The 22370-nt window shown below is 67.3% G+C and carries 20 protein-coding genes and 2 tRNA genes; 16 read left to right on the top strand and 6 right to left on the bottom strand.

Annotated features, from left to right (window positions below; genetic code table 11):
• Positions 1-35: 35 nt before the first annotated feature.
• Complete coding sequence (rpmA, locus tag ACZ42P_RS11545; RefSeq protein WP_464897686.1) at positions 36-296, bottom strand: 50S ribosomal protein L27; 261 nt, start codon at positions 294-296, stop codon at positions 36-38.
• Between the two features lie 11 nt (positions 297-307).
• The gene (gene rplU, locus ACZ42P_RS11540) at positions 308-619 is read right to left on the bottom strand and encodes a 50S ribosomal protein L21 (RefSeq protein ID WP_464897685.1); all 312 of its coding nucleotides are present in this window, start codon (positions 617-619) and stop codon (positions 308-310) included.
• A gap of 158 nt (positions 620-777) precedes the next feature.
• Between rplU and ispB the strand changes: the two genes are divergently transcribed.
• The 5 genes from ispB (at position 778) to ACZ42P_RS11515 (ending at position 5191) form a co-directional block, all read left to right on the top strand.
• Positions 778-1746 carry an octaprenyl diphosphate synthase gene (gene ispB / locus ACZ42P_RS11535; protein ID WP_464897684.1) on the top strand — a complete coding sequence of 323 codons (969 nt, stop codon included), beginning with the start codon at positions 778-780 and terminating at the stop codon, positions 1744-1746.
• 53 nt (positions 1747-1799) lie between these two features.
• Positions 1800-1876 (top strand) — tRNA-Pro (locus ACZ42P_RS11530).
• Between the two features lie 132 nt (positions 1877-2008).
• Positions 2009-2230, top strand: coding sequence for a PP0621 family protein (locus ACZ42P_RS11525; protein ID WP_464897683.1), 222 nt, complete (start codon positions 2009-2011; stop codon positions 2228-2230).
• Positions 2231-2240: 10 nt separating this feature from the next.
• The gene (locus tag ACZ42P_RS11520) at positions 2241-3833 is read left to right on the top strand and encodes a sensor histidine kinase (RefSeq protein WP_464897682.1); all 1593 of its coding nucleotides are present in this window, start codon (positions 2241-2243) and stop codon (positions 3831-3833) included.
• Complete coding sequence (locus ACZ42P_RS11515) at positions 3830-5191, top strand: sigma-54-dependent transcriptional regulator (protein WP_464897681.1); 1362 nt, start codon at positions 3830-3832, stop codon at positions 5189-5191. Before ACZ42P_RS11520 ends, ACZ42P_RS11515 begins: the two co-directional genes overlap by 4 nt.
• 1 nt (position 5192) lies before the next feature.
• On the opposite strand, the gene ACZ42P_RS11510 is transcribed toward ACZ42P_RS11515, so the two are convergent.
• Positions 5193-7685, bottom strand: coding sequence for a glycogen/starch/alpha-glucan phosphorylase (locus ACZ42P_RS11510; RefSeq protein WP_464897680.1), 2493 nt, complete (start codon positions 7683-7685; stop codon positions 5193-5195).
• 55 nt (positions 7686-7740) lie between these two features.
• The gene (locus ACZ42P_RS11505; protein WP_464897679.1) at positions 7741-8742 is read right to left on the bottom strand and encodes a sodium:calcium antiporter; all 1002 of its coding nucleotides are present in this window, start codon (positions 8740-8742) and stop codon (positions 7741-7743) included.
• Between the two features lie 48 nt (positions 8743-8790).
• Between ACZ42P_RS11505 and ACZ42P_RS11500 the strand changes: the two genes are divergently transcribed.
• The 11 genes from ACZ42P_RS11500 (at position 8791) to ACZ42P_RS11450 (ending at position 20392) form a co-directional block, all read left to right on the top strand.
• A complete protein-coding gene (locus tag ACZ42P_RS11500; RefSeq protein WP_464897678.1) occupies positions 8791-9123 on the top strand; it encodes a thioredoxin family protein in 333 nt (110 codons plus the stop codon).
• Positions 9120-9677, top strand: coding sequence for a 1,6-anhydro-N-acetylmuramyl-L-alanine amidase AmpD (ampD, locus tag ACZ42P_RS11495; protein ID WP_464897677.1), 558 nt, complete (start codon positions 9120-9122; stop codon positions 9675-9677). Before ACZ42P_RS11500 ends, ampD begins: the two co-directional genes overlap by 4 nt.
• A gap of 90 nt (positions 9678-9767) precedes the next feature.
• A complete protein-coding gene (fdnG, locus tag ACZ42P_RS11490) occupies positions 9768-12833 on the top strand; it encodes a formate dehydrogenase-N subunit alpha (RefSeq protein WP_464897676.1) in 3066 nt (1021 codons plus the stop codon).
• Positions 12834-12843: 10 nt separating this feature from the next.
• On the top strand, positions 12844-13719 hold the full coding sequence (fdxH, locus tag ACZ42P_RS11485; protein WP_464897675.1) for a formate dehydrogenase subunit beta: 876 nt from the start codon (positions 12844-12846) through the stop codon (positions 13717-13719).
• Positions 13716-14339: a formate dehydrogenase subunit gamma gene (locus ACZ42P_RS11480; protein ID WP_464897674.1), complete on the top strand. Its 624-nt coding sequence runs from the start codon at positions 13716-13718 to the stop codon at positions 14337-14339. The genes fdxH and ACZ42P_RS11480 overlap by 4 nt, the downstream gene beginning before the upstream one ends.
• Positions 14336-15241, top strand: a complete 906-nt coding sequence (gene fdhE, locus ACZ42P_RS11475) for a formate dehydrogenase accessory protein FdhE (protein ID WP_464897673.1) — start codon at positions 14336-14338, stop codon at positions 15239-15241. The genes ACZ42P_RS11480 and fdhE overlap by 4 nt, the downstream gene beginning before the upstream one ends.
• 42 nt (positions 15242-15283) lie before the next feature.
• Positions 15284-16699: an L-seryl-tRNA(Sec) selenium transferase gene (gene selA, locus ACZ42P_RS11470; protein ID WP_464897672.1), complete on the top strand. Its 1416-nt coding sequence runs from the start codon at positions 15284-15286 to the stop codon at positions 16697-16699.
• On the top strand, positions 16696-18591 hold the full coding sequence (selB, locus tag ACZ42P_RS11465) for a selenocysteine-specific translation elongation factor (RefSeq protein WP_464897671.1): 1896 nt from the start codon (positions 16696-16698) through the stop codon (positions 18589-18591). Before selA ends, selB begins: the two co-directional genes overlap by 4 nt.
• 11 nt (positions 18592-18602) lie before the next feature.
• Positions 18603-18698 (top strand) — tRNA-Sec (locus ACZ42P_RS11460).
• 79 nt (positions 18699-18777) lie between these two features.
• Complete coding sequence (locus ACZ42P_RS11455; RefSeq protein WP_464897670.1) at positions 18778-19542, top strand: DUF2189 domain-containing protein; 765 nt, start codon at positions 18778-18780, stop codon at positions 19540-19542.
• 103 nt (positions 19543-19645) lie between these two features.
• Complete coding sequence (locus tag ACZ42P_RS11450) at positions 19646-20392, top strand: ferredoxin--NADP reductase (protein ID WP_464897669.1); 747 nt, start codon at positions 19646-19648, stop codon at positions 20390-20392.
• A gap of 19 nt (positions 20393-20411) precedes the next feature.
• Here the strand turns inward: ACZ42P_RS11450 and ACZ42P_RS11445 are convergent, their stop codons facing one another.
• Together ACZ42P_RS11445 and ACZ42P_RS11440 are read right to left on the bottom strand one after the other, a co-directional pair.
• Positions 20412-20951 carry a response regulator transcription factor gene (locus tag ACZ42P_RS11445; RefSeq protein WP_464897668.1) on the bottom strand — a complete coding sequence of 180 codons (540 nt, stop codon included), beginning with the start codon at positions 20949-20951 and terminating at the stop codon, positions 20412-20414.
• On the bottom strand, positions 20944-22266 hold the full coding sequence (locus ACZ42P_RS11440) for an ATP-binding protein (RefSeq protein WP_464897667.1): 1323 nt from the start codon (positions 22264-22266) through the stop codon (positions 20944-20946). The genes ACZ42P_RS11445 and ACZ42P_RS11440 overlap by 8 nt, the downstream gene beginning before the upstream one ends.
• Between the last annotated feature and the right edge of the window lie 104 nt (positions 22267-22370).

Below are 22370 nucleotides of genomic sequence, written 5' to 3'. Positions count from 1 at the left end.
GGCCTCTTCCATCGGATACAAGCCTCGGCTGACGCTCAGGCCAGGGGCTCGATGCTCACCACGTGGCGTTTCAGGGCGCCCTTGGTCGCGAAATGGACCTTGCCCGCCACCTTGGCGAACAGGGTGTGGTCCTTGCCCATGCCCACGTTCTCGCCCGGATGGAAGCGGGTCCCCCGCTGGCGCACGATGATTTCGCCCGCGTTGACCAGCTGGCCGCCGTAGCGTTTCACGCCCAGGCGTTTCGATTCGGAATCGCGGCCGTTACGGGAGCTGCCGCCTGCTTTCTTGTGTGCCATGGTTTGCCTCGTTAGCTCGCGATGCTCTCGATCTTAAGCTCGGTGTAGTTCTGACGATGTCCCTGGTGCTTCTGGTAGTGCTTGCGCCGGCGCAGCTTGAAGATCTTCACCTTGGGATGCCGGCCATGGGCCAGCACCGTGGCGCGCACGCTGGCACCGGGAACGAGGGGGTTGCCCACGGTCACCTTGTCGCCGTCGGCGAGCATGAGCACCTGATCCAGAACCACTTCGCTGCCAATGTCTGCCGGTATCTGTTCTACTTTGAGTTTCTCGCCGGGGGCGACGCGGTACTGCTTGCCTCCGGTTTTTACGACCGCATACATGGGAATCTCCGTCAGTCCATTTCGGAAAACCGCGCATTCTACCGAAAAAACCCTGCCGGGTCAAAGGCCCGCCCCACCGGGGCAACGGGGCCGAACGCGCCTTGACCGCCCCGGTGCGCCTTCCTACCATACGCGTTTCCCCTCTTTCGGCCCGTTTCGTGCAACTCGAGCAAATCCGCCGCTTCATCGAAGCGGACATGCAGCGCGTGGATGCGGTGATCCGCCGCCGCCTGCATTCCGATGTGGTGCTGATCCGGCAGGTCTCGGAATACATCATTGCCAGCGGCGGCAAGCGCCTGCGCCCGGCCCTGGTGCTGCTCTCCGCGGGCGCCTTCGGCTACCAGGGTGACAAGCATTATGACCTTGCGGCAGTGGTGGAATTCATCCACACCGCCACCCTGCTGCACGACGACGTGGTGGACGAATCCAGCCTGCGCCGCGGTCGGCAGACCGCCAATGCCCTGTTCGGCAACGCCGCCAGCGTGCTGGTGGGCGATTTTCTCTATTCCCGCGCCTTCCAGATGATGGTGGGCGTGGGCAGCCACCGGGTCATGGAAATCCTGTCGGACGCCACCAACGTCATCGCCGAGGGCGAGGTGCTGCAGCTCATGAACTGCCACGACCCGGACATCGACGAGGAACGCTACCTGCAGGTGATCCGCTACAAGACCGCCAAGCTGTTCGAGGCGGCCTGCCGCCTGGGAGCGGTGCTGGCTGGGGCGAACGGCGCCGACGAGGAGGCCATGGCCACCTACGGCATGCATCTGGGCACGGCCTTCCAGCTCATCGATGACGTGCTGGACTACTCGGGGCAGCAGGACCAGATCGGCAAGAACCTGGGCGACGACCTGGCCGAGGGCAAGCCCACCCTGCCCCTGATCTATGTCATGCGCCGGGGTACGGCCGACCAGGCCGCCCTGGTGCGCCGCGCCATCGAGCAGGGCGGGCTGGAAGACTTCCCGGCAGTCTCCGCCGCCATCCGCGAAACCGGCGCCCTGGAGTACGCCGCGGCGGCCGCCCGGCGCGAGGCCGACACCGCCTGTGCCGCCATCGCCCACCTGCCCGATTCAAATTACAAGCAGACCCTGCTAGAATTGGCAGCTTTCGCGGTTTCCCGGAATCACTAGGGAAGCGCGGAGACGCCATCGGCACGCCGCCCAGGCCAGTGTCGTCAAAAGAACGGGGTGTAGCTCAGCCTGGTAGAGTACTGCGTTCGGGACGCAGGAGTCGGAGGTTCGAATCCTCTCACCCCGACCAATTCCCTGCCGTCGTGACGGCAAGTGTGGCAAAGCCCCGCCCCGGGGCTTTCCTCCCCTCCGCCGGCAGTCCGGCAAAGATGCTATGATGCTCCGGTTTGTTCCGCCCCCGGGCGGTCACCGGATCGGTTTCATGCGCCTGCTCATTCTCCTGGTCGGCCTCTTTCTTCTTTACCTCGTCATCAAGAACTACTACCGCAGCCTGCAGGCGCCGCCCCAGGCCCGGCCGCCGGCCCCGCCCGAGGACATGGTGCGCTGCGTGATCTGCGGCGTGAACACGCCCCGCAGCGAAGCCATCATGAGCGGCGGCGAATTCTTCTGCTGCGAAGAGCACCGGAAGGCCCGCCGCCAATAATTGCGCGCCCATGTGGCCCGACGCTTCCGCCCGACCACCGCGCGTCAGCGAAACCTACTGGCAGTCCCTGCACTACTTCAACCTGTACCGGCTGATCGTCGCCGGCGTGATCCTGCTCGCCCATCTGCTGCTGGGCGAGCAGATCCTGATCGGACGCTACCACCCCACCCTGTTCGTGGTGGCCAGCCTCCTCTATATCCTGTTCGGCGGCGTGCTCATGGTGACCACGCACAACCGCTGGCCGCGGTTCGAGCTGCAGCTGTCGGTGCAGGTGCTGGCGGACGTGCTGCTGATCGCGGTGCTCATGTTCGCCAGCGGCGGCATGGCCAGCGGTCTGGGGCTGTTGCTGCTCATCACGCTGGCCGCTTCCAGCCTGGTGGCCCAGGGGCGGTTGGCCATGTTCCATGCCGCGGTGGCCACCCTGGCCGTGCTCGCGGAGCAGACCCTCTGGGCCTTGAGGAGCGACGGCAGCGCGGAATATTTCCAGACGGCGCTTTTGTCCGTGAGCTTTTTCGCGGTGGCCGGCCTGGCCCACTATTTGGGCCGGCGGCTGTATCTCACGGAAGAGCTCGCCCGCCAGCGCGGCCTGGATCTGGCCAACCTCGATCTGGTGAACCAGCTGGTGATCCAGGACATGCAGGATGGCGTGATCGTGGTGGACGGCGCTGGTCACGTGCGGCAGGTCAACCCCCAGGCGGAGCGTATCCTGGGCCCGCTGCCCGGTCCACGGGGGACGGTGACCCTGGCGCGCTACGCCCCGGAGGTGGCGCGCCATTTCGGCACCTGGCGCGAAAGCAGCGACATCGACCTTTTGCCCCTGCGCGCCGCGGAAGCACGCACCTTCCGCGTGCGCTTCGTGCCGGTGCAGGGGGACAAGCGGCTGGGGGCGGTGATCTTCCTGGAGGACATGAGCCGCGCCCAGGCCCAGGCGCAGCAGCTCAAGCTGGCGGCGCTGGGCCGGCTCACCGCCAACATCGCCCACGAGATCCGCAATCCCCTGTCCGCCATCGGCCATGCCACCCAGCTGCTGCAGGAAGACAGCGGGCGCGATCCTACCGAGCGCAGGCTGCTGGAGATCATCCGGGACAATACCTTCCGTCTGGATCGCATGGTGCAGGACATCCTGCAGCTGAACCGCAAGGACCGGGGCAATCCCGAGCCCATTGCGCTCGCCCCGTATCTGGCCAACTTTGCCGACGAATTCGCCCAGGTGGAGAAGATTCCCCGGGAAACCCTGTCGGTGGAATGCGACCCGGACCTGCGCCTGATGTTCGACCGCTATCACCTGCACCAGATCCTGTGGAACCTGTGCCGCAATGCCTGGCGCCATGGCTCGAAGCGCCCGGGCAGCATCCGCGTGGTGGGCAGCCGGGGCCTGCAACCCGGTGTTGTACAATTGGATGTCATAGACGACGGGCCGGGCGTGGCCCCGGAAGACCAGGCCCATCTGTTCGAGCCCTTCTTCACCACGGAGAGCACCGGCACCGGCCTGGGCCTGTACATCGCGCGCCAGCTCGCCGAAGCCAACCAGGCCAGCTTGGATTACATCGAGCTGGCCCCGGGTGGCCAGTTCCGCATCTGCGGTAAGGAAGAACCCCGGTGAAACGTGCCCAGCGCCCCAGCGAGACCACCAGCCCCCGCGTCCTGATCGTGGACGACGAGGCCGACCTGCTCGAGCTGCTGGAACTGACCCTGCTGCGCATGGGTCTGGAACCCCAGCGGGCCATGAGCGTGGCGGAGGCGCGGAAACTGCTCGAGGAGCAGTGGTTCGACCTGTGCCTCACCGACATGCGCCTGCCGGACGGCACCGGCCTGGAACTGGTGCAGTACATCGGCCAGCACCACCCCCAGTTGCCGGTGGCGGTGATCACCGCCTTCGGCAGTGCGGAGAACGCCGTTGCGGCGCTCAAGGCCGGTGCCTTCGACTACATTTCCAAGCCGGTTTCCCTGGAGCAGCTGCGCGCCCTGATCAAGTCGGCGCTCAAGGTACCGGAGAAATCCCCGGAAACGGCGACACCGCGCACCCTGTTGGGCAGTTCGCCGGCCATCCAGCAGGTGCGGGCGATGGTGGACAAGCTTGCCCGCAGCCAGGCGCCGGTGCACATCACCGGCGAATCCGGCAGCGGCAAGGAACTCGCCGCCCGTCTCATCCATGAGCGCAGCAACCGGCGCGACAAGCCCTTCGTCGCGGTGAACTGCGGGGCGATCCCGGAAAATCTCATGGAGAGTGAATTCTTCGGCTACCGCAAGGGGGCCTTCACCGGCGCGGAAGCCGATCGCGAGGGTTTCTTCCAGGCCGCCGACGGCGGCACCCTGTTCCTGGACGAGGTGGCAGACCTGCCCCTTCCCATGCAGGTGAAGCTCCTGCGCGCCATCCAGGAAAAACGCGTGCGCAAGGTGGGGGCCACCCAGGAGGAGCCGGTGGACGTGCGCATCATCAGCGCCACCCACCAGAACCTGGCGCAGCTGGTGGAAAGTGGCCGGTTCCGCCAGGACCTCTACTACCGGCTCAACGTCATCGAACTGAGGATGCCGGCGCTCAGGGAAATGCGTGAGGACATCCCGGCCATGGCCGAGGCCATCCTGGCGCGGCTGGCCGCGCAAAGCGGTGTGCCCGTCCCCCGTCTGTCGCCCGAGGCGGTGGCGGCGCTGCAGGACTACAGCTTCCCGGGCAACGTGCGCGAGCTGGAGAACATCCTGGAACGGGCGCTCGCCCTGTGCAACAGCAGCACCATCGGGCGCGAGGATCTCTACCTCTCGGTGCCGGAAGCCGCACTGGACGACACGGCACGGGAGCCCGGCGCCAAGTGGCCGTTGCAGGAATATCTCGACCGGGTGGAGAAGGAAGCCATCCTGGAAGCGCTGGAGAAGACCCGCTACAACAAGACTGCCGCAGCGAAACTGCTGGGCATCACCTTCCGCGCCCTGCGCTACCGGCTGGAGCGCCTGGGCATCGACTGACTCAGCGCCGCACCCGGCGGCGCGCACGCACCGGCTTCACGTTCCAGATCACCTCGGCATACTCGCGGACGGTGCGGTCCGCGGAGAAGCGCCCCATGCGCGCCACGTTCAGCACGGCCCGGCGCAGCCATTCCTCCCGGTCGCGGTACACCCGCTCCACCTCCTGCTGACAGGCCACGTAGTCGGCATAGTCGGCCAAAAGCAGGAAAGGATCGCCGCCCGCGGTGAGGGCATCGAAGATGCACCGGTGGCGCGTGGGCTCCTCCGGCGAGAAGAAGCCATCGCGAATCATGTCCAGCACCTGGGCGAGCTCCGGATTTTCCCGGTAGTGGCGCCAGGGATCGTGACCCGCGGCACGCAGGGCCGCCACACCTTCCGTGGTGAGCCCGAAGATGAAGACGTTCTCCGCCCCCACCTCGTCGCGGATCTCGATGTTGGCGCCGTCCAGGGTGCCGATGGTGAGCGCGCCGTTGAGGGCGAGCTTCATGTTGCCGGTGCCGGAGGCCTCGGTACCCGCAGTGGAGATCTGCTCCGACAGATCCGCGGCGGGAATGATGTCCTGGGCAGTGGACACGTCGTAGTTGGGAATGAACACCACCTTGAGCCGCCCCGCCACCAGCGGATCGTGGTTGACCACGTCCGCCACGTCGTTGATGAGGCGGATGATCTGCTTGGCCATGCGGTAGCCCGGCGCAGCCTTGCCACCGAAGATCACCGTGCGGGGAAGAAAGTCGCCCTCCGGGTGGGCGCGGATGCGGTTGTACAAGGTGATCACGTGCAGCAGGTTGAGCAGCTGGCGCTTGTATTCGTGGATGCGCTTGACCTGCACGTCGAACAGGGAGTCCGGATTCACCTCGATGCCCAGGCGCTGGGCGATCAGCCGCGCCAGCCGGATCTTGTTGGCCTGCTTCACGGCGCCGAAGGCCTGGCGGAACGCTGCATCGCCGGCCAGCGGCTCCAGCCGCCGAAGCTGCTCCAGATCGCGCAGCCAGCCGCTGCCGATGTGCGCGTTCAACAGGCGCGCGAGTTCCGGGTTGGCCTGGTTCAACCAGCGGCGCGGCGTGATGCCGTTGGTCATGTTGACGATCTTGTCGGGCCACAGGCGGTGAAAGTCGGCGAAGATGGTCTGGCGCATGAGCTCGGTGTGGATGGCCGCCACGCCATTCACCTTGTGGGAACCCACGATGGCCAGATGGGCCATGCGCACCCGCTTCGGCTGCGACTCCTCGATCAGCGACACGCGCCGCAGAAGCTCGTGATCGCCGGGATGACGGTGGGCCACGTCCCGGAGGAAGCGGTGGTTGATCTCGTAGATGATCTGCAGATGGCGCGGCAGCACCCGCTCGAACAGGGGCACCGGCCAGGTCTCCAGGGCCTCCGGCATCAGGGTGTGGTTGGTATAGGCGAACACCCGGCGGGTGATGTCCCAGGCGTGATCCCAGGCAAGCCCCTTGTCGTCCACCAGGATGCGCATGAGTTCGGGAATCGCGATCGCCGGATGGGTGTCATTGAGCTGGATGGCCACCTTGTCCGGCAGCGCATCGAATCCCTCGTGATGCTTGGCATAACGGAACAGGATGTCCTGCAGCGAGGCGGAGACGAAGAAATACTGCTGCTTGAGCCGCAGCTCGCGGCCCATTTCGGTGGTGTCGTCCGGATACAACACCTTGGACAGGTTTTCCGATTCGTTCTTGTCCTCCACCGCCTTGATGTAGTTGCCCTCGTTGAAATACCTGAGGTCGAAATCCCGCGTGGCCTTGGCCGCCCACAGGCGCATGTTGTTCACCGTCTCCGTGCCATAGCCCGGAATGGGCGTGTCATAGGCCATGGCCATCACATCGTCGGTGTCCACCCAGTGATGGCGCAGGCGGCCCTGGCCGTCGGCGTATTCCACCACCCGACCGTGGAACTTCACCTGGTAGAGGACTTCCGGACGGGGGAATTCCCACGGGTTGCCGTAGCGCAGCCAGTTGTCCGGATGCTCCACCTGACAGCCGTTCTCGATTTTCTGGGTGAACATGCCGTACTCGTAGCGGATGCCGTAGCCATAGCCCGGAATGCCCAGGGTGGCCATGGAATCCAGAAAACAGGCGGCCAGCCGTCCCAGACCGCCGTTGCCCAGGGCGGCATCGTGCTCGACCTCCCGGATGGCTTCGAGATCCAGACCCAGACTTTCCAGCGCAGCCCGGAAGGCCGGCTCACAGCCCATGTTGAGCACGCTGTTCATGAGCGTGCGGCCCATGAGGAACTCCATGGACAGGTAATACACCCGCTTGGTATCGGCGCGGTAATAGCTGCGCATGGTTTCCATCCAGCGCTCGATGAGGCGCTCGCGCACCGCCGCCGCGGCCGAGTAGAACCAGTCGCGGTGGGTGGCGGTGATCGGATCCTTGCCGATGCTGTAGACGAGATGGTTGGACAGGGAACGGCGCCAGCCCGCGGCGTCGAGCCCCGGGCGGTCCAGCTCCAGATCGGTCAGCGGATTGCCTGCCATGACTGCCTCCTGCCGTCAGCGACAGGATGCAGTAGCGGCCGGCACGGCCCGTACTTTAGGCCAGGGCAATGGCCAGGTAGGTCACGTAGAGCGCGCCGTTCACCCCCAGGTGCCACAGGCGCAGCTGGCCGCGGGCGAGCATGAGGCGCAGCCAGAGGGCGGCGCCGAAGGTGATGATCACGCCGGCCAGCACTGCCCGTTCCGGCGCCCAGGGCGTGAGGGTGATGCCGATCGCAGGCAGCAGGGTGCCCTGGAACACCATGGCGCCGGTGATGTTGCCGAAGGCCAGGGTGTCCTTGTGGCGCCGGATCCAGAGGATGCTGTTCACCTTCTCCGGCAGCTCGGTGGCGATGGGGATGATCATCAGGGAAAGGAGCAGGGCCGACCAGCCCATGAGGCGGGAGACCTCCTCCACACCGTGGATGAAGCCCTTGGCGCCGCCGATGAGCAGGCCAAGCCCCAGGGCCAGCTGCACCAGGATCACCGGGAAGCTTTCCGGCAATCCGAACCGGGCCAGAAACATCTTCTCGTGGGCCTCGGTGCCATGCCCGTCCTCCACCAGCCTGGCGGAAGCGCGGAAGGTGAGCATGAGGTACACGAAATAAATCATCACCATCACCGACGCCAGCCCCACGCGCACCACGGGCAGCTCATGGGGCACGAACAGGGCCACCGCCGCCAGCCCGAAGGCCATGAGGAAGAACTCCAGGTCGCGGGCAAGCCCGGTGCGCTCCGGCGTCAGCCGGCCGGTTAGCCCGCGCCGCGTGAGCACGGCTGCGCCCATCAGGAACAGGGACAGGGTGGAGAGCATCAGGGGCGCGCCGAGAATGGCGCCCACACCGATTTCCTCGTTGACACGCTGGTCCGCGGTGCCGCCGAAGATGGCCAGCAGGGGCACCAGGGTCTCCGGCAGGGCGGTGCCCACGGCGGCGAAGACCGACCCCGTGACCCCCTCGGAGATACGCAGCCGCTCGCCGAGATGTTCCAGCGCATTGGTGAACACTTCGGCCGCCACCAGGATCACGAGCAGGGCGATGAGCAATTGCACGAAGACCATGGGCTTTCCTGCAGAAGGGAAGGAAAGGGGCGCATTATACTGTGGGCCATGCTGCCTGCCCTCACCGAATTCGACTACCACCAGCGTCTGGCGGCCACGCCCGGCCCGGCGCTGGTGCTGTTCGCCAGTCCGGACTGCGGCGCCTGCCGGGTGGCGGAGCGTCTCCTGGCCGAAGCCCTGGCTGGACGCGTCACCTGCTACAAGGTGGACGTGCAGCAGGCCACGGCGCTGGCCCGCGCCTTCGACCTGTTCCACCTGCCGGCCCTGTTCCTGTACCGGGACGGCCGCTTCCACGCGGTGTTGGACACCGAACTCACGCCGGGCGCCCTGGGTGCCGCCCTCGACGCGGCCCTGGCCGCACCGCCCCAGGAGGAACCGTGAGCGCCCTGCGCCTTGACGCCGAGGGCTGGATCGAAGGCGTGCGGCGCGTGCCCTCGCCCAATTTCGACGCCCGCCCCGCGGGCGAGGCGGTGAGTCTGGTGGTCATCCACAACATCAGCCTGCCGCCGGGGGAATATGGCGGCCCCGGCATCCTGGACCTGTTCACCAACCGCCTCGACCCCAACGCCCATCCCTATTACGAAACCCTGCGCGGTCTGCGGGTATCCGCCCATTTCCTCATCCGCCGGGACGGGGAACTCATTCAGTTCGTCTCCACCCGTGACCGGGCCTGGCATGCCGGAGTGTCCTGTTTCCGGGGCCGGGAGCGGTGCAACGACTTCTCCATCGGCATCGAGCTGGAGGGCACCGACTTCGAACCCTTCACCGAGGCCCAGTACGCCACCCTCGCCCGGCTGCTGCCGGCCCTGGCCGCCGCCCATCCCGTCACCGACATTGCCGGCCATGCCGACATCGCCCCCGGTCGCAAGACCGATCCCGGCCCCTGTTTCGACTGGAGCCGGTTGCCACCCCTTTTTCGCATTGCGAAATCGTGATTTAGGACTTGCAATCGGGAACGGGCGTGCTATTGGTTGAAAAAGCTGGTCCGACAGAAAGACCAGGCGGATTGAACCACAGGAGGCAACATGAACATCACCAGGCGCCAGTTCTTCAAAATCTGCGCCGCGGGGGTGGGCAGCGGCAGCATCGCCGCGCTCGGCTTCACGCCGGGCGCGGCCCTGGCCGAGGTCCGCGAATTCAAGCTCGCGCGCGCAACCGAAACCCGCAACACCTGCCCCTACTGCTCCGTGAGCTGCGGCCTGCTCATCTATACCCTGGGCGACAAGGCCAAGAATGCCCACGGCAAGATCATCCACATCGAGGGCGATCCGGATCATCCGGTGAACCGGGGCACGCTCTGCCCCAAGGGCGCGGGCCTGCTCGACTTCGTGCGCAGCGAACAGCGCCTGCTCTATCCCGAGTACCGCGCCGCCGGCAGCCGGGAATGGAAGCGCATCTCCTGGGATGAGGCCTTCACCCGCATCGCCCGCCTGATGAAGGACGATCGGGACAAGAACTTCATCGAGAAGAACGCCGACGGGCAGATCGTCAACCGCTGGCTCACCACCGGTTTCCTGGCCTCCAGTGCCGCCAGCAACGAAACCGGCTGGCTGTCGGTGAAAGTCGCCCGCAGCCTCGGCATCGTCGCCCTCGATACCCAGGCACGCATCTGACACGCGCCAACGGTGGCAAGTCTTGCCCCGACGTTTGGGCGCGGTGCGATGACCAATCACTGGGTCGACATCAAGAATGCCGACCTGATCCTGATCATGGGTGGCAATGCCGCCGAGGCGCACCCCTGCGGCTTCAAGTGGGTGACGGAAGCCAAGGCCAAGCGCGGCGCCAAGCTGGTGGTGGTGGATCCCCGCTTCACCCGCTCGGCGGCGGTGGCGGATTTCTACGCCCCCATCCGGCCCGGCTCGGACATCGCCTTCCTGGGCGGCGTGATCAACTATCTGCTCAGCCACGACAAGATCCACCACGAGTACGTGAGGCATTACACCAATGCGCCGTACCTCGTGCGCGAGGATTTCGACTTCAAGGACGGCCTGTTTTCGGGTTATGACCCGGAGAAACGCAGCTACAACCGCGACACCTGGGACTACGAACTGGGCAAGGACGGTTACGTGCAGGTGGACGAAACGCTGCAGCATCCCCGCTGCGTGTTTCAGCTCATGAAGAAGCACTATGAGCGCTACACGCCGGAGATGGTGAGCCGGGTGTGCGGGACGCCCAAGGAAGACTTCCTCAAGGTGTGCGAGCTGATCGCCAGCACCAGCACGCCGGACCGGGTGATGACCATCCTCTACGCGCTGGGTTGGACCCAGCACACCACGGGCTCCCAGACCATCCGCGCGATGGCCATGATCCAGCTCCTGCTGGGCAACATCGGGCGCGTGGGCGGCGGTGTCAATGCCCTGCGGGGCCACGCCAACGTGCAGGGCATCACCGACATGAACCTGGTCACCAATGTGATGCCGGGCTATCTGCGGCTGCCGGCCGACAAGGAACAGGCTTTCCAGGATTTCCTCAGCGCGCGGTCACTGAAGCCCCTGCGGCCGAACCAGATGAGCTACTGGCAGAATTTCCCCAAATTCTGGGTGTCCCTGGCCAAGGCCTTCTACGGCAATGCGGCGACCAAGGACAACGACTTCTGCTACCACTGGTTCCCGAAACTGGACAAGCCCTATGACGTGCTGCACATGTTCGAGCGCATGCACAACGGGCAGATGAACGGCATGATCGTCCAGGGCTTCAACCCGCTGGCGGCCGTGTCCTGCGTGCAGAAGGTGCAGGAGAGCCTTGCCAAGCTCAAGTATCTGGTGGTGATCGATCCCCTCGCCACGGAGACCTCCGAGTTCTGGCGGGACTATGGCGAATATCACGAGGCCGATCCTGCCAAGATCCAGACCGAGGTGTTCCGTCTGCCCTCCACCTGCTTCGCCGAGGAGACGGGTTCCTTCACCAACTCCGGGCGCTGGCTGCAGTGGCACTGGAAGGCGGCGGATCCCCCGGGCGAGGCCAAGAGCGACACCGCCATCATCGCCGGCATCTTCACCAAGCTGCGGGAGCTCTACCGCAAGGAAGGCGGCACCTTCGCCGAGCCCGTGCTCAATCTCACCTGGGCCTACGCCAAGCCGGACGACCCTGCACCCGAGGAACTCGCCCGGGAGTTCTCCGGCAGGGCGCTGGCCGACGTGACGGATCCCAAGGATCCCACCAAGGTCCTGGCCAAGGCCGGGGAGCAGCTCGCCGGCTTTGCCCAGCTGCGCGACGACGGTTCCACCGCCTGCGGCAACTGGCTCTATTGCGGCGCCTGGTCCCAGGCGGGCAACCTCATGGCGCGCCGGGACAACAGCGACCCCTCGGGCCTGGGGTTCTACCTCAACTGGGGCTTCGCCTGGCCGGCCAACCGGCGCGTGCTTTACAACCGCGCCAATGCCGACCCCACGGGCAAGCCTTGGGATGCCAAACGCAAGACCATCGCCTGGGATGGCACCAAGTGGAGCGGCTTCGACGTGCCGGACATGCGGCCGGACGCCGCGCCCGAGGAGAACGTCGGCCCCTTCATCATGAACCCGGAGGGGGTGGGCCGGCTGTTCGCCCTCAAGGGCCTGGCGGAAGGGCCTTTCCCCGAACATTACGAGCCGTTCGAGACGCCTCTGGCGGCAAACCCCTTCCATCCCAACAATCCGGCGGCCCTGAGCAACCCGGCGGCGCGCATCTTCAAGTACGACAGGGAGCGGCTGGGCAAGGCGGACAAGTTCCCCTATGTCTGCACCACTTACCGCCTCACGGAGCACCAGCACTACTGGACCAAGAGCGTGCGCCTGAACAGCATTGTGCAGCCGTCCCAGTTCGTGGAGCTGGACGAGGAGCTGGCCAAGGAGAAGGGCATCCGCCACGGCGACACGGTCAAGGTGGTTTCCAACCGCGGCTATGTGCGCGCAGTGGCGGTGGTGACCAAACGCCTGAAGCCGCTCATGGTGGACGGCCGCAAGGTGCATACCATCGGCGTGCCCATCCACTGGGGTTTCGTGGGCGTGGCGCAGAAAGGCTTCCTCGCCAACCGGCTCACACCCTTCGTGGGTGATGCCAACGCCCAGACGCCCGAGTTCAAGGCGTTCCTGGTGAACATCGAGAAGGCATGAGGAGGCGGCCATGGCACTGCAATCCCTGGACATCAAAGCGCGTTCCGCCACCACCACGCCGTCGCCTTCGGTGCGCGGCGCCACCACCGAGGTGGCCAAGCTCATCGACATCTCCAAGTGCATAGGCTGCAAGGCCTGTCAGGTGGCCTGCATGGAGTGGAACGATCTGCGCGACGAGATCGGCCACAACGTGGGCGTCTATGACAACCCCGTGGATCTCACCGCCCAGTCCTGGACGGTGATGCGCTTCTCCGAGGTGGAAGTCACGCCGGGGCGGCTGGAATGGCTGATCCGCAAGGACGGCTGCATGCACTGTGCCGACCCGGGCTGCCTCAAGGCCTGCCCCTCGCCCGGTGCCATCGTGCAGTACGCCAACGGCATCGTGGATTTCCACGAGGAAAACTGCATCGGCTGCGGCTACTGCATCACGGGCTGTCCGTTCAACATCCCGCGCCTGTCGAAGAAGGATGGCAAGGCCTACAAGTGCACCCTGTGCTCGGACCGGGTGGCGGTGGGCCTGGAGCCCGCCTGCGTGAAGACCTGTCCCACCGGTGCCATCGTGTTCGGCGCCAAGGAGGACATGATCCACCACGCCGAGGAACGCATCGCCGACCTCAAGTCGCGTGGTTTCCAGAATGCCGGCCTGTACGACCCGCCGGGCGTGGGCGGCACCCACGTCATGTACGTGCTGCAGCATGCCGACCAGCCGGAGCTCTACCACGGCCTGCCCAAGGACCCGGGCATCAGTCCGCTGGTTTCCCTCTGGAAGGGCATCACCAAGCCCCTGGCCAGCCTAGGGCTCGGGCTGGCCGTGCTGGCGGGCTTCTTCCACTACGTGACCGCGGGTCCCAATGAGGTCGAAGAGGACAAGGAGCACACATCATGAGCGCACCCCTCGTTCCCCGTTATTGCCCCCGTGACCGTGCCAACCACTGGGTGATCGCCATCAGTTTCATCCTGCTGGCGCTCTCCGGGCTGGCACTGTTCCACCCGGCGTTTTTTTTCCTGAGCAACCTGCTGGGCGGCGGTACCTGGACCCGCATCCTCCATCCCTTCATCGGGGTGGTGTTGATGCTGTCCTTCGCCGCCTTCGCCCTGCGCCTGGCGCCGGACAACCGCATCACCGCCGCCGACCGGGAATGGAAAAAGCATCTGCCCAAGATCCTGCGCAACGAGCCGGTGACCCTGCCCAAGATCGGCAAATACAACATTGGGCAGAAGTACCTGTTCTGGTCGCTGGTGGTGCTGATCCCCGTGCTGTTCATCACCGGTATCGTCATCTGGCAGCCCTGGTTCGCACCCTATTTCTCGGTCGGGCTGCTGCGGCTGGCGGTGCTTGTGCATGCGGCGGCGGCGTTCCTGGCCATCCTGGCCATCATCATCCACATCTACTCGGCCATCTGGACCAAGGGTTCCATCCGGGCCATGACCCGGGGCACGGTGACCGCCGCCTGGGCGAAACACCATCACCCCGCCTGGTATGAAGAGGTGAGCCGCAGCCGATGACGGGGATCCTGCAACCGGGACACATCGAGCCGCCGGCGGGCGACCTGCCGCGCCTGCGGCTCGCTTCCGCCAGCCTGTTCGCCGATCGTGCAGCACGTTTCCGGCAGCTCGCCGCCGGTCACAGCCTGGAACCCTTCCTGCAATTCCTGGGCGCCCTGGCTGCCGCGCAACACGCGGCCCGCGCAGACATGCCGGCGCTGCCGCTGCCGCCGGCCGCCACCCTGGAGCAGGTGCGCGCCCACCGCATGCCCCCCCTGGCGCCTCCCGGCATCACCCTCGATGCCCACTGGCGCGTCCTGGTGCGGCGGTTCGCCGACGCCACGGCGGACGACCTGCCCCCTGCGGGACGCAGCGCCGCGCGGGCCGTGGCCGCAGCGGAGGATGCCGCCCTGGATCAGGCCGCCCAGGCGCTGCTCGCGCACCGGCTGCAGGACCTGCCGGCCGCCTGGGCGCCCTTCGTCGCAGCCAGTCTGGAAGTGTATTGGGTGCATCTGGCGGCGAGCCTCGCCGATCGCCTCGATGCCGGCGCCGAACCCGCCACCCTGTGCCCCGTGTGCGGCGCACCGCCGGTGGCCTCGGTGCTGCAGATCGGCGGTGCCGAGCAGGGCCTGCGTTACCTGCACTGCAGCCGCTGCAACAGCGAGTGGCATTTCGTGCGCGCCCAGTGCAGCAACTGCGGCGATGCCAAAACGCTCGCCTACTACAGCATCGAAGGGCACATCCCCTGGGTCCAGGCCGAAGCCTGCGAAAGCTGCAACTCCTACCTCAAACTGATCCGCCGGGAGAAGGATCCCCAGGCCGATGCCCTGGCCGACGACGTGGCCAGCCTGGCCCTGGATCTGCTCATGGACGAAAAGGGCCTCTCCCGCAGCGGCCCCAACCCGTACCTGCTCGCCACCTGAACATGATGCCCCGCCACCATGACGCGTGTCGTTTGGTGAACCATGCAGAACCCCACGCCCGCCGCCCTGCCCGCCGTGGATAGGGTGCTCGCCTTCGCCGGCGTGCAGGCCCTTGCAGCCAGCCACGGCCGCCAGCCCACCCTGGCGGCGGTGCGCACGGTGCTCAGCCGCCTGCGCAGCCGCGCCCTGGCCGGCAGCCTGCCGGCCGGCGCGCTGGAGGAAGCGGCCCTCACGGGCGCGGTCGCCGCCGAGCTGGAAGCCGCGGGCCGGCCCGCACTGCGCCCCGTGTTCAATCTCACCGGCACGGTGTTGCACACCAATCTGGGACGCGCCCTGCTGCCGCAGGAGGCCATCGCGCAGGTAGCCGAGGTGATGGCCCGCCCCTGCAATCTGGAATTCGACCTGGAGGACGGCCGGCGCGGCGAGCGCGACGGTCTGGTGGAGCCGCTGCTGCAGGCACTCACCGGGGCGGAAGCCGCCACGGTGGTCAACAACAATGCGGCGGCGGTGCTGCTCGCCCTCAACACCCTGGCGCGCGGACGGGAGGTGATCGTTTCCCGCGGCGAGCTGATCGAGATCGGCGGCAGTTTCCGCATTCCGGACATCATGCGCCGCGCCGGCTGCAGGCTGGTGGAAGTGGGCACCACCAACCGCACCCATCGCCATGACTACGCCGAGGCCCTGGGCCCGAAAACCGCCCTGCTGCTCAAGGTGCACACCAGCAACTATGCCATCCAGGGTTTCACCGCCAGCGTGGACGAGGCCACCCTGGCCACCCTCGCCCACGAGCGGGGCCTGCCCTTCATGGTGGACCTGGGCAGCGGCACCCTGGTGGACCTCACCCGCTACGGGTTGCCCCGGGAGCCCACGCCCCAGCAGGCGCTCGCCGCCGGTGCCGACCTGGTGAGTTTCAGCGGGGACAAGCTGCTGGGGGGCCCCCAGGCGGGCATCCTGGTGGGACGCCGGGAGGTCATTGCCCGCATCCGGAAAAACCCCCTCAAGCGTGCCCTGCGTGTGGACAAACTCACCTATGCGGCGCTGGAGGCGGTGCTGCGCCTCTATCGCGATCCGGACCGGCTGCCGGCCCGTCTGCCCACCCTGCGTCTGCTCACGCGCACGCCCGGTGACATCGAACACACCGTCCAAGCCGTCGCCCCCCGCCTGTCCAGCGTGCTGGCGGGCCACGCCAGCGTCGCCCCCACGCACCTCGCCAGTCAGATCGGCAGTGGCTCCCTGCCCGTGGAACGGCTGCAAAGCCGTGGTCTGCGCATCGAGCCCCTGGGCGGCGCGCGCGGGCGCGGACGCCGGCTGGCAGCCCTGGAAGCGGCCTTCCGCCGCCTGCCGACGCCGGTGATCGGCCGCATCGCCGACGATGCGCTGCTGTTCGATCTGCGCTGCCTGGAGCAGGCAGACGTGCCTGCCTTCGTCGATCAGCTTGGCCGGCTCGCCCTGCCATGATCATCGGTACCGCAGGTCACATCGATCACGGCAAGACCGCCCTGGTGCGCGCCCTCACCGGCGTGGACACCGACCGCCTGAAGGAGGAAAAGGCACGGGGCATCACCCTGGATCTGGGCTATGCCTATGTGCCCCTGCCGGAAGGACCGGTGCTGGGCTTCGTGGACGTACCGGGCCACGAACGCCTGGTGCACACCATGCTCGCCGGCGCCACCGGCATCGACTTCGTGCTCCTGGTGGTGGCGGCCGACGACGGCGTGATGCCCCAGAGTCGGGAGCATCTGGCCATTCTGGAGTTGCTGGGCCTTGACCGGGGCGCCGTGGTGCTCACCAAGGTGGACCGCGTGTCTGCCGCCCGGCTTGAGGAGGCCAGAAGCGAGATCCGCGCCTGGCTCGCGGATTCCCGCCTGGCCGGTGCGCCCCTGTTCGCGGTATCCAGTCTCACCGGGGAAGGCATCCCGGCGCTGCGCGACCATCTGGTGCAACGCGCCCTCAGCGCGACGGCCCGGCGCACCCAGGGCGGGTTCCGGCTGGCGGTGGACCGGGTGTTCACCCTGGCGGGCACCGGCACCGTGGTCACGGGCACCGCCCACTCCGGACAGGTGGCCGTGGGCGACCGGCTGGTGGTCTCGCCCCAGGGTCTGCCGGTGCGGGTACGCAGTCTCCATGCCCAGAACCAGCCTGCCGAGACGGCCTGGGGCGGCCAGCGGGTCGCCCTCAATCTGGCCGGCGTGAACAAGGACCAGATCCGGCGCGGCGACTGGGTCGTGGCCCCGGCCGCCCATCATCCGGTGCGCCGCTTCGACGCCGTGCTGCGCGTGCTGGCGAGCGCGCCGCGCCCGCTGGCGCCCTGGACGCTCACCCACCTGCACCTGGGCAGTCAGGACGTGCTCGCCCGGGTGCTGCCCCTGGACCGCGAGACGCTCGAGCCCGGCGCCCAGGGACTGGTGCAGATCGTGCCCGAGCAGCCGGTGGTGGGCGTCCATGGCGACCGCTTCGTGCTGCGGGATGCGGCCGCCAGCGCGACCCTGGCAGGCGGCTTCATCCTCGACAACGACCCGCCCGCGCGGCGCCGCCGCACGGCCGAGCGTCTGGCCTGGCTGGCCGCGGAAGGCTCGCCCGATGCCCTGTCCGCCCTGCTGGCCGTCTCGCCTTTGGGGCTCGATCTCACCCGGTTCGCCCGCAACCGCAACCTGCGGCCGGAGGAATTGGACGCCCTGGTCGCAGCCACCGGCCTGCGCCGGGTGCAGGGGCCGGACGTGGACTGGCTCGCGGGCCCCACCCAATGGCAGGCGTTGATCGAGCGCATACTCACACGCCTGGCCGCCCATCACGCCCAGGAGCCGGATGCCCTGGGTCCGGACCGGGAGCGCCTCCGGCGCATGAGCCTGCCCACCCTGCCCCACGGGCTGTTCCGCGCCGTGCTCGACGATCTGCTGGCAAGCGGTCGGGTCATGCTCACGGGCGCCGCCCTGCACCTGCCGGAACACCGCGTGCAGCTCGCACCGGCGGAGGAGGCGCTGTGGGAACGCCTGCGTCCTTTGCTCGCCGAAGCGCCCTTCATGCCGCCGCGGGTGCGCGACATCGCCCGCGCCCAGCTCCTCGACGAAAACAGGGTGCGCCTGCTCTTCAAGCGCGTGGCACGCACCGGGCAGGTGTGCCAGGTGGCCCACGATCACTTCTTCTTGGCGGAAGCGGTGACGACCCTCGCCGCCATCGTGACGGAAATGGCCCGGGACGAGGGCGTGACGGCCGCGGCCTTCCGCGACCGCATCGGCACCGGACGCAAGCTCGCCATCCAGATACTCGAATACTTCGACCGCAGCGGCCTCACGCGGCGGGTGGGCGACCGCCATCGCCTGCGCACGCCCCTCAGGGTGGAGGCCGCATGAAAGGGGTTTATGGAAGGGATACGTCCCCGGTGGGGCGGCCGGACTTCAAATCCGGTTGGGCACGTCAGACGTGCCCGGGTGGGTTCGACTCCCGCTCCCTTCCGCCAAAAACGGAACGCGGGCGACGCCCGGTCGTCTAAATTGATAGTGGAAGCAAGCCATACCAGCCCGTGAAAGGAGGGAGTCATGAGCACCGTTTCCATCAAACCCGATACCCACAGCATCGACCTGCCCACCATCAACCGGGTTGAGGCCAGTCGGCCCCTGCTATGGCTCCGGCGGGGGGCGGCGGATTTGGCCCACTGCTGGCCCCTATCCCTGGGCGTGGGGGCCCTGTTCAGCCTCATCGGCTATGGGCTCATTACCTATGCTTGGCCCCGACCCCACCTGGTGCTCACGTTGCTGTCGGGCTTCCTGCTGATCTCGCCCTTCCTCGCCCTGTCCTTCTACGAACAGTCGCGCCGGCGCGAGGCCGGCGGCGGGCCATGGTTCGCCACCCTGCGCGGCAACTGGGGCTCCATCGGCCTGTTCGCGGCCGGGCTCGCCTTCATCCTGTCCAGCTGGGAGCGGCTGTCGGCCATCCTGGTCGCCCTGCTGCACCCGGGTGACATCGCGGGAGAAAGCTTCACCCTGGCGGGTCTGTTCGCGGGGGGCAATCTGCCGTTCCTGGCGGTGTACGCCGCGGCGGGCGGCGCGCTGGCGGTCCTGGTGTTTGCCCTGTCGGTGGTCTCCCTGCCCATGATGCTGCACCGCAAGGCAGACATGGCCCACGCCATCGTCACCAGCCTGTGGGTGGTGCGGGAAAACCCGCTGACGATGCTGGTGTGGGGCGCGATCATTGTGGCCCTCACGGCCCTGTCCTTCCTCCTGTGGCTCGTGCCCATGATCGTGGTCTTCCCGCTGCTGGGCCACGCCACCTGGCATGCCTACCGGGATCTGGTGGGCGAATAAGCCTCTTGCCCAACCAGGAAATGCGCCCTGCGGGGCGCATTTTTTTGGCGGGAACCGCGGCCGAGAATACGGGTCCCATGGGTGGTTCCCCTGCGGAGACACCATGGCCTACAGCGAACAGACCGTGCAATGGGTGCGCCCCTGGTCGGCACGCACCTTCAGCTTCGCCGTCACCCGGCCCGCGCCCCTGCGCTTCCGCAACGGCGAATTCGTGACCCTGGGATTGCGTCGGGAAGGCAAGCTGGTGGCGCGGGCGTATTCCATCGTCTCCACCAACGACGCCCAGCATCTGGAGTTCCTGAGCATTCACGTGCCGGACGGTCCGCTCACCAGCCTCCTGGCGCAGGTCAAGCCCGGAGAGACGGTCTGGGTGAACGACAAGCCCACGGGCACCCTCACCCTGGACCACATCCGTCCGGGACGCGTGCTCTACATGCTGGCCACCGGCACCGGCCTGGCCCCCTTCATGAGCCTGGTGCGCGACAGCGAAACCCACCGCCGCTTCCAACAGGTGGTGCTCGTGCATTCCGTGCGCAGTGTGGCGGAACTCGCCTACCGCGAGGAGCTGACGGCACGGGAGGACGGACACTTCCATTACGTGCCCACGGTCACCCGCGAGACTTTTCCCCTGCAGGCGCGGGGCGCGGATTTGTTCCGCTCCGGTGAGCTGTCCCGACACCTGAATCTGCCCGCACCCGACCCCGAGGTGGACCGCGTCATGGTCTGCGGCAATCCCGCCATGACCCGGGAAATGACCGACTACCTCAAGGCCCACGGCTGGACGCCCACCAACCACAAGGGCGTGGGCAACTTCACCACCGAACTCGCCTTCGTGCTGCGGGAATCCTGAGGACGGCCCGCAGGGCCCCTCAGCGCGGCACGGGCTTCTTGGCCAGTTTGCGCTGGAGCGTGCGCCGGTGCATCTTCAGGGCGCGCGCCGTGGCGGAAACGTTGCCATTGTGTTCCGCCAGCACCTTCTGGATGTGCTCCCATTCCAGCCGGTCCACGCTCAGGGGTTCGGCCTGCACCGGCAGCGCCGGATCGCCGCTGGCGCGCCCCAGCGCCGCGACGATTTCGTTGGGGTCGGCGGGCTTGGCCAGATAATGGGTCGCCCCAAGCTTGATGGCTTCCACCGCGGTCGCGATGCTGGCATAGCCGGTGAGCACCACAATGCGCATGTCGTCGCGCAGCGCGCGCAATTGCGGCACCAGCGCCAGGCCGGACATGCCGCTCATCTTGAGATCCACCACGGCAAACGCCGGGGCCTCCTCGCGGGCCAGCGCCAGGGCTTCCTCGCCGCTGGCCGCGCAGCGCACGCGAAAGCCGCGCCGGGCAAGCGCCCGGGCCAGCACCCCGCGCAGGGTGGCATCGTCGTCCACCAGCAGCAAATCCCGTGGGGACTCAGGCATTTTCCCCTCCCCGCACCAGGGGCAGGCGCACCTCGGTCACGCCGCCGCCTTCCGGCCGGTTGCGCAGATGCACCTGCCCGCCCAGCCGCTCGATGGTGGCATTGGCCAGGAACAGGCCAATGCCCAGTCCCTGCTGCGCCGGCTCGGCCTGATTGTGTTGGGGCAGGAACCGCTTGCCGGCGGCGGCGATAACCTCGGCGGGTAGCCCCGGCCCGTGATCGAGGATACGAAGCACGGCCCAGTCCCCCTCCGTGTCCACTTCCAGTTCCACACCGGCCGGCGAAACCTTGGCCGCATTGTTGAGCAGATTGAGGAGGGCCTGCTCCAGCGTGTCATCGATGGACAGCCGCGCTCCACTGCTCATCTGGCGCACGACCAGGGGCGTCTGGGGCCAGAGCAGGCGCCAGCGTTCCGCGAGGGTCTCCACGTAGTCGGTGAGGGCCACTTCGCGGCGAACGCCGCGCTCCAACTGCCCCACGGAGTCCACCAGGCGCTGGAGCACCGCCTTGCACTGGGCCACCTGCTCCCGGATCAGACCGAGCTGGGGCGCAAGCTCAGGATCCTCCGAGAATTCTTCCTGCAGCTCCCCGGCCACCACCGCCACCGTGGCGAGTGGGGTGGCGAGCTCATGGGCCGTCCCGGCAGCGAGCGTGCCCAGCGCCACGATGCGCTCGTTGCGCAGGGCCTCCTCGCGCGCCGCGGCCAGCTCGCGCTCCCGGGCGCGCAGGCTGTCGGCGATGCGCTGCACGAAGAACGTGATGAGCGCGGCGCTGATCACGAAATTGAGCCACATGCCCAGCACGTGCATGCCGAACTGGCCATGCTCGCCGTGCATGGGCAGCGCATGCTCGCCGCCCCCCATGAGGGTGGTCAGGGGTGCCTGGGGCTCCATGCCGGGCAGGGGCACGTAATACTCCAAAAGCAGCGTGTAACAGGCGAGGGTGAGCGCCGCCAGGGCCCAGGCATAGGGCGCGGCAAGCAGCGCCGCCGCCACCGACAGGGGCAGCAGATAGAGAGACACGAAGGGATTGGTGGCGCCCCCGGTGAAATAGAGGAGCAGCGACAGGGCCACCACGTCCACCAGCAGTTGCGCGAACAGCTCCGGCTCCACCACGGGCCCGCCCCAGCGCAACCGTGCCCAGGTGAACACGGTCAGCACCACCAGGGCCGCCACCACGGTGAGCATGGCTGTCAGGGGCAGCTCGAGCCCCAGCCAGTATCGGGCGATAGCGATGGCGGCAAGCTGGCCGGCGATCTCGATCAGCCGCAGGACGTGCAGCCGGCGCAGGCTCTGGTCGGCAGTGTGCGAAGGCATGGCCTGGGACGAAAAAGTGCAATTGTAGCGCCGCCCCCGCAGGAGTCCGCCTGCGGCATTTGGTCGCAGGAACCGTCGAGAAGACTGAAGTCAGGGCTGTACTT

Source organism: Thiobacter subterraneus (genome assembly GCF_055379455.1).
This window is presented reverse-complemented; position numbering and strand designations above follow the sequence as displayed.

Bases quoted from the DNA above. Each gene is read 5' to 3' on its own strand.
- fdxH (WP_464897675.1), top strand. From the start codon at position 12,844: ATGGCACTGCAATCCCTGGACATCAAAGCGCGTTCCGCCACCACCACG.
- ACZ42P_RS11440 (WP_464897667.1), bottom strand. From the start codon at position 22,266: ATGCCTTCGCACACTGCCGACCAGAGCCTGCGCCGGCTGCACGTCCTG.
- ACZ42P_RS11450 (WP_464897669.1), top strand. From the start codon at position 19,646: ATGGCCTACAGCGAACAGACCGTGCAATGGGTGCGCCCCTGGTCGGCA.
- ACZ42P_RS11500 (WP_464897678.1), top strand. From the start codon at position 8,791: ATGCTGCCTGCCCTCACCGAATTCGACTACCACCAGCGTCTGGCGGCC.
- selB (WP_464897671.1), top strand. From the start codon at position 16,696: ATGATCATCGGTACCGCAGGTCACATCGATCACGGCAAGACCGCCCTG.
- ACZ42P_RS11480 (WP_464897674.1), top strand. From the start codon at position 13,716: ATGAGCGCACCCCTCGTTCCCCGTTATTGCCCCCGTGACCGTGCCAAC.
- fdhE (WP_464897673.1), top strand. From the start codon at position 14,336: ATGACGGGGATCCTGCAACCGGGACACATCGAGCCGCCGGCGGGCGAC.
- rpmA (WP_464897686.1), bottom strand. From the start codon at position 296: ATGGCACACAAGAAAGCAGGCGGCAGCTCCCGTAACGGCCGCGATTCC.
- ACZ42P_RS11520 (WP_464897682.1), top strand. From the start codon at position 2,241: ATGTGGCCCGACGCTTCCGCCCGACCACCGCGCGTCAGCGAAACCTAC.
- ACZ42P_RS11525 (WP_464897683.1), top strand. From the start codon at position 2,009: ATGCGCCTGCTCATTCTCCTGGTCGGCCTCTTTCTTCTTTACCTCGTC.
- rplU (WP_464897685.1), bottom strand. From the start codon at position 619: ATGTATGCGGTCGTAAAAACCGGAGGCAAGCAGTACCGCGTCGCCCCC.
- ACZ42P_RS11445 (WP_464897668.1), bottom strand. From the start codon at position 20,951: ATGCCTGAGTCCCCACGGGATTTGCTGCTGGTGGACGACGATGCCACC.
- selA (WP_464897672.1), top strand. From the start codon at position 15,284: ATGCAGAACCCCACGCCCGCCGCCCTGCCCGCCGTGGATAGGGTGCTC.
- ACZ42P_RS11505 (WP_464897679.1), bottom strand. From the start codon at position 8,742: ATGGTCTTCGTGCAATTGCTCATCGCCCTGCTCGTGATCCTGGTGGCG.
- ACZ42P_RS11510 (WP_464897680.1), bottom strand. From the start codon at position 7,685: ATGGCAGGCAATCCGCTGACCGATCTGGAGCTGGACCGCCCGGGGCTC.
- ACZ42P_RS11455 (WP_464897670.1), top strand. From the start codon at position 18,778: ATGAGCACCGTTTCCATCAAACCCGATACCCACAGCATCGACCTGCCC.